The sequence below is a fragment of the Frankia sp. AiPs1 genome, assembly GCF_023716945.1.
Taxonomy (GTDB): Bacteria; Actinomycetota; Actinomycetes; order Frankiales; family Frankiaceae; genus Frankia.
On sequence record NZ_JAMQQF010000444.1, the window covers coordinates 1 to 5,081 of the forward strand.

General features: G+C 72.4%; 5 protein-coding genes. 4 read left to right on the top strand and 1 reads right to left on the bottom strand.

Features of this window, described 5'->3' with window-relative positions; all coding sequences use genetic code 11:
- Positions 1-131 precede the first annotated feature (131 nt).
- Complete coding sequence (locus ND748_RS24885) at positions 132-740, top strand: DsbA family protein (protein ID WP_251748422.1); 609 nt, start codon at positions 132-134, stop codon at positions 738-740.
- Positions 741-901: 161 nt separating this feature from the next.
- On the opposite strand, the gene ND748_RS24890 is transcribed toward ND748_RS24885, so the two are convergent.
- Positions 902-1,477: a TerD family protein gene (locus ND748_RS24890; protein ID WP_251748424.1), complete on the bottom strand. Its 576-nt coding sequence runs from the start codon at positions 1,475-1,477 to the stop codon at positions 902-904.
- Between the two features lie 375 nt (positions 1,478-1,852).
- Here ND748_RS24890 and ND748_RS24895 point away from each other — a divergent pair, with 375 nt between their 5' ends.
- The 3 genes from ND748_RS24895 to ND748_RS24905 all read left to right on the top strand — a co-directional run.
- The gene (locus ND748_RS24895) at positions 1,853-2,071 is read left to right on the top strand and encodes a hypothetical protein (protein ID WP_011603482.1); all 219 of its coding nucleotides are present in this window, start codon (positions 1,853-1,855) and stop codon (positions 2,069-2,071) included.
- Between the two features lie 232 nt (positions 2,072-2,303).
- A complete protein-coding gene (locus ND748_RS24900) occupies positions 2,304-3,533 on the top strand; it encodes a TIR domain-containing protein (protein WP_251748425.1) in 1,230 nt (409 codons plus the stop codon).
- Positions 3,530-5,081, top strand: a 1,552-nt coding sequence (locus ND748_RS24905; RefSeq protein WP_251748427.1) for a hypothetical protein, incomplete at its 3' end; no start/stop codon positions are given. The genes ND748_RS24900 and ND748_RS24905, both read left to right, overlap by 4 nt.

Sequence of the window (5,081 nt, forward strand, 5' to 3'; positions counted from 1 at the left end):
TGCCTCGCCAGCCGCCGCCGAGGCTGCCCCGCGGTCGGCGCGGTCTGCGCCGCTGACAAGCCGGCGCGCCGCCCGCGGCGGAAGTCGAGCCGAGTCGGAACATCGCCGGCGGCGCGCCTGTTGGCTCGGATATGACCTCCGCCACGTTCGCGATCACCTGGGATTACCGCTGCCCGTTCGCGCGCAACGCGCACGAACACGTGCTCACCGGTCTCGCGGCCGGTGCCGACTGGAATGTCAATTTTGTCCCCTTCTCGCTGGGGCAGGCGCATGTCGAGGAGGGCCAGCCCAGCGTCTGGGAGAAGCCCGAGCAGGATTCCGGCATTCTCGCCCTGCAGGCCGGCGTCGTGATCCGGGATGAATACCCCGATCTGTTCTCGGCGGCTCATCGCGCGTTGTTCGCGGCGCGCCACGACGAGGGCCGTCATCTCGAGGACCGCGCAGTCATCCGGGAGACGCTCACCGCGGTCGGGCTGCCCGCCGACGAGGTGCTCGCCCGGGTCGACGACGGCGCCCTGGCCCGGGTCCAGGCCGAGCACGAGAGCTACGTCGCCTCCCACTCCGTCTGGGGCGTGCCCACCTTCATCGCCGAGGACCAGGCGGTCTTCGTGCGGCTGATGAACCGGGCTCCGCTCGGTGCCGAGGCGGCGCCGTCCATCCGGGCGGTGGAGCGCGTCGTCGACCAGCTCACCGGCTGGCCGGAGCTCAACGAGTTCAAGCACACCTCCATCGCCCGCTGAGCGCATCCCTGAGCCGAGCCCATCCCCGAGCCGAGCGCATCCCCGAGCCGAGCGCATCCCCAGGCTGAGCCCGTCGACGAGCTGAACCCATTTCCGAGCCGGTGCCGGGCCGGGACGGTCACAGTCGCCCGCGGGGCGTCTCGGCCGGCCGGCCGCGGGGTTCAGACGTCGAGACCGTACCCGCGGGCGATCTCCGCGAGGCCGGCGACGCCACCCTCGCCGAGCGCCCGGAAATGCCAGCCGCCGCCATCGCGGTGCAGCTCACCGAACAGCATCGAGGTGTCCCGCGCGGCGGTGCTCGACAGGTCGTAACGCACCAGCTCATCGCCGGTGTCGGTGTTGACGACCCGGATGTACGCGCCGTGTACGTCACCAAAACTCTGGTGCCGGTAGTCGGCGTTGTGGATGCTTACCGGGAACACGATGCGGGTGATCGCGCTGGACAACAGGTCGAGCCGCACGTCGATCTGCTCGTCGTCGCCCGCACCCTCGCCGGTGAGGTTGTCGCCGCGGTGCACGATCTCCCCGCGCGGGCTGCTCAGATTGTTGTAGTAGACGAAATAGCTCAGGCCGGGCGCCCGATCGTTCTCCTGGAGGGCGATCGCACTCGCGTCGAGGTCGAACTCCTCCGCCCCTGGACGGTTGGGATCCCAGCCGAGGCCGACCGTGATGTGTGTGAGGGTCTCGGTGGCTTCGGCAAGAGCGACGCTGCCGCCCTTGGCGAGATCAATGCCCACTGTTCTCCGTTCCCGCGGCTTTCGCCGATCGCACCGGCCGGACCGGCGGACGGTCCGATCCACGTGATCAGCCAAGCACAGACGGACGCCGCCGGGGAGCGCATCCGGCGAGACGTCGCCGTCGTCGGGGGACGGCCGCCCGCGCTCGTGCGCCAACCGCCGCCGACCGGGCCGGCATGGGCCGTCGGCAGCCGCCGGCAGCGTGGACTTTCTGTCACCAGATGATGGATTTTAGCCTCCCGCCCAACGTTCCGGCCGCCTCCACTCACCCTCCGACGGCGGGCGGTTTCACTGTGCGTCGGGCGCCTGTCGTCCGGCACCCGCGGGCCGGCGTCGCGGGCGCGGCAAGGCTCGGATTGGCTAACGTCGGCAGACGTGGATCACCTACCACTGCTCGTCGGCTCCGGCGACATCGCCCGCGCCCTGGGCCTCACCCGTCAGGCCATCGATCACCGACTGCGGGTCGATCCGGCCGCACCGAGCCCCGCTGCGGTCGTCAACCGCACCGCGACCTGGGGTGGTACTCGGATCTGGTGGCGGGAGGAGATCGACCGATGGCTGCGCCTCGAACCCGAACACTGGGAAGTGCACTGAAGGAAAGAACCCTCGTCGCCGGTTGACGGTAAGCAGAGAAGGCGCGAGGGCGGCCCCGGGCGGTGGGCGGTACGCGGAGCGGCACCACCCGGGTGATGGCGTGTTGAGGCGTCATTGATACTTCGGTGTCGCGGGCATCGCCAGCTGAGCGGTTGGCTGCTAGCGTTTGGTGACACCGTCCGTCGGATGGCGGTGGGCCCGGGGGCGCGGTGATGGTAATCGAGTGTGCGAGATGAAGAGCTACTTCTTCGTCTCCTATGCCGGCAAAGAGGACCGTCGCTGGGTCCAGCGCTTTCACGCCGATCTGGAGTATGAGCTCGGCCTGCTCGTCGGGACCGCGGTCGGCGGAATCCTCGACACCAGGCCGCGGCCCGGCATGGATCCGGACCTCGCCCTCGCCGCGGGAGCCGGCCGTATCCGCTCGATGGTCGCGCTCTGCTCCGACCCGTTTTTCAAGGACGGTTGGTGCGGGCGCGAATGGGAGGTCTTCGGCGCCCGCGTCGAAAACTTCAGCAAGGCCGGCGCGACCAGGCTGGAGGACGGTTTCCTGCGGGTGTTGTGGCGGCCGACCCGCGACCCGGTGCCGCCGGCGGCGCGCGCCGCCCTCGCCGACGCGAAGCTAGGGCTGCCCGAGGTCTACGGCCAGCACGGGTTGCTGTGGCTCATGCGCAACATGCGGCGTGGGCCCAGTGGCTACTACGCGTTCGTCCGGCTGTTCGCGGCCCGGGTCATCGCCGCCGAGCAGATCGATCTCGACCCCCTGCCCCCGTTCGCGATCCGCGCCGCCGGCCCCGCCTTCGGCTCCCATGGCCTCGACGGCACCGGGCAGGTACCGAGCGGCGCTTACGCGGACCTCGACGGCCGGCCGTCCGCCGGCGGGCTGGTCTGGCGGCAGGGGCCGGGATCACCCGCTTCTGATCCGCCCGCTTCTGATCCGCCCGCTTCGGGTCTGCCCGCCGCGGATCCGCCCGCTTCGGATCACAGCCGCGGGGACCGCGGCGCCGGGGTGTTCGTGCCGGCGCCGGTGGATTCACCGCGGGCGGCCCCGCGGCGGGTCGCCGTCAGCTACGTCGGCGCCGACCAGCAGTGGGCCGACTGGCTCGAACATCTCCTGCGCCGCAGCCGCCACGAGGTCCGACAGGTGCGGTGGGCGCAGAATCGCGGCGAGCGACTCGCCGAGACCGTGGACCGCATCGCCTCGTGGGAGCCGGAGATCACGATCGTGCTGCTGTCACGGCACTTTCGTGCGCCACGGCCAGAGCACCCCGGCACCACCGAGACCGAGGCCTGGGAGCGTCTCGGCGAGGAGGGTCCGCTGGCCCGCCGCGTCGTGCGCACCACGATCGACCCCCAGCCGTTGCCCGAGCCGTTGCGTGCCCTGCGGACACTGGACCTCAGCGGTCTGGAACCGGCGGTGGTCAACGAGCTTCTGATGGAGGTGCAGGCCGGGGGCGGCTGGTGAGCCTCGTGCCCGCCTTCGGTCGCCCGGGCCGCCTGCCCGGGCAGTCCCCGCCCGTGTGGCGCAGCCGCCGGGAGAACGAACTGTTCGCCGGCCGGGACGACGAGTTGGAGCACATCTGGGACGGCCTGTGCCGGCACGGCCATCTCGTCCTCGTTCCCGAGGGAGACCTGTCCGACATCGGGAAGACGGAGCTCGCCGGGGAGTACCAGCACCGTTACAAGCTGCGCTACGACGTCGCCTGGTGGGTGGACTGCGCCCGGGGCGCCGACATCGCCGCCCAGCTCGACGAGCTCGCCGACCAGGCCCGTGCGCGGCTGGCCGACTGCGCCGCGGACGCCGCGCCGGTGCCCGGCGAGGGCTGGCTGCTCGTCTTCGCGGGGCTGAGCAGTCCCGAGGAGGCCGAGCCGTACCTGCCCGGCCGCGGCGCGCACTGCCTCATCGTCGCAGACCGTACGGTGGCCTCCTGGCGGGAGCGGACGGTGGTCATCGGGCCGCTGCGTCGGCGCGAGTCGGTCATGCTGCTCACCAGCGCCGCTCCCATGGTCGATCCGGCCACCGCCGGCCGGCTCGGCGAGCTACTCGGCCACCGGCCCGGGCTGCTGGCCGAGCTCGCCGGCTACCTGATCCGGGAGACGGCGGTGACCCCGGAGTTCTGCCAGCGTCTGCTCGAGATGGCGGCGCCCCGATCGACTCTGCCCGCCACCGAGCCACCGCCGCGCACTCCACCAGGCGGCGCCGAATCAAGTGGTGCCGAAACAAACGGTGCCGAGCTGGCCGGCGGTGCCGAGCCGGCCGGTAGGGGAGCAGCGGCCGGTAGGGAGGCAGCGGCTGGCGGGGGAGAGCCGGCGGAGGCTGACGGTACCGTCGGCCGCCCCGATGGCACCGGTTCCGCGGGACCGGGACCCAGCCGCGGTCGCCTCGGCCGCGGCGTCGTCGACGGCGGCACCGGTGCAATTCATGACGCCGGTGCCGGTCATGACTCTGGTGCCGCTGATGGCTCCGGTGCCGCCGGTCAGCGGGGTGCCGCGGACAGTCCGGGTGCCGCGGACAGCACTTCGGCAGCCCGCGGTGACGGTCCTGCTCACGGTGACGGTCCTGCTCACAGTCACGGTCACGGCCCCGGTCGCGGGGACGATCCCTCCGTTGCGCAGTCGGCGGCCGCCCGGGAGGTCGACGCGCTGGTGGCCGCGCTGATGCGGGTGGAGTACATCGCCGACCCCGCCGGGTTCGAGCACTGGCTGGACGAGCTGACCCGCCTGCTCGGGCGCGCCGTCGCGCCGACCTCGCCGTGGCTCGCCGTCCGGCTGACCACCATGGTCACCGAGGCAGTCCGCGAGCCGGGTCGCGGGATGCTCGACGCACTGGTCCAGTCGCTGGAACTGGCCGCCCCCCGGGACGACCGGGCGGTCCCGGTCGTCCGCCGACTCGTCACCGAGCTGGCCGTCCGGCGTCCCGGCGGGGCCGAGCCGGCCGCCGAGCCCGGGGGCCGGGCACCCGCCCACCAGTTCGTCTCCTGGCCGCTGGGCGACGGGGCCGCCCCGTCCGCGC

Coding starts and splice junctions, on each gene's coding strand:
- ND748_RS24885 (WP_251748422.1), top strand. CDS start 132: ATGACCTCCGCCACGTTCGCGATCACCTGGGATTACCGCTGCCCGTTC.
- ND748_RS24900 (WP_251748425.1), top strand. CDS start 2,304: ATGAAGAGCTACTTCTTCGTCTCCTATGCCGGCAAAGAGGACCGTCGC.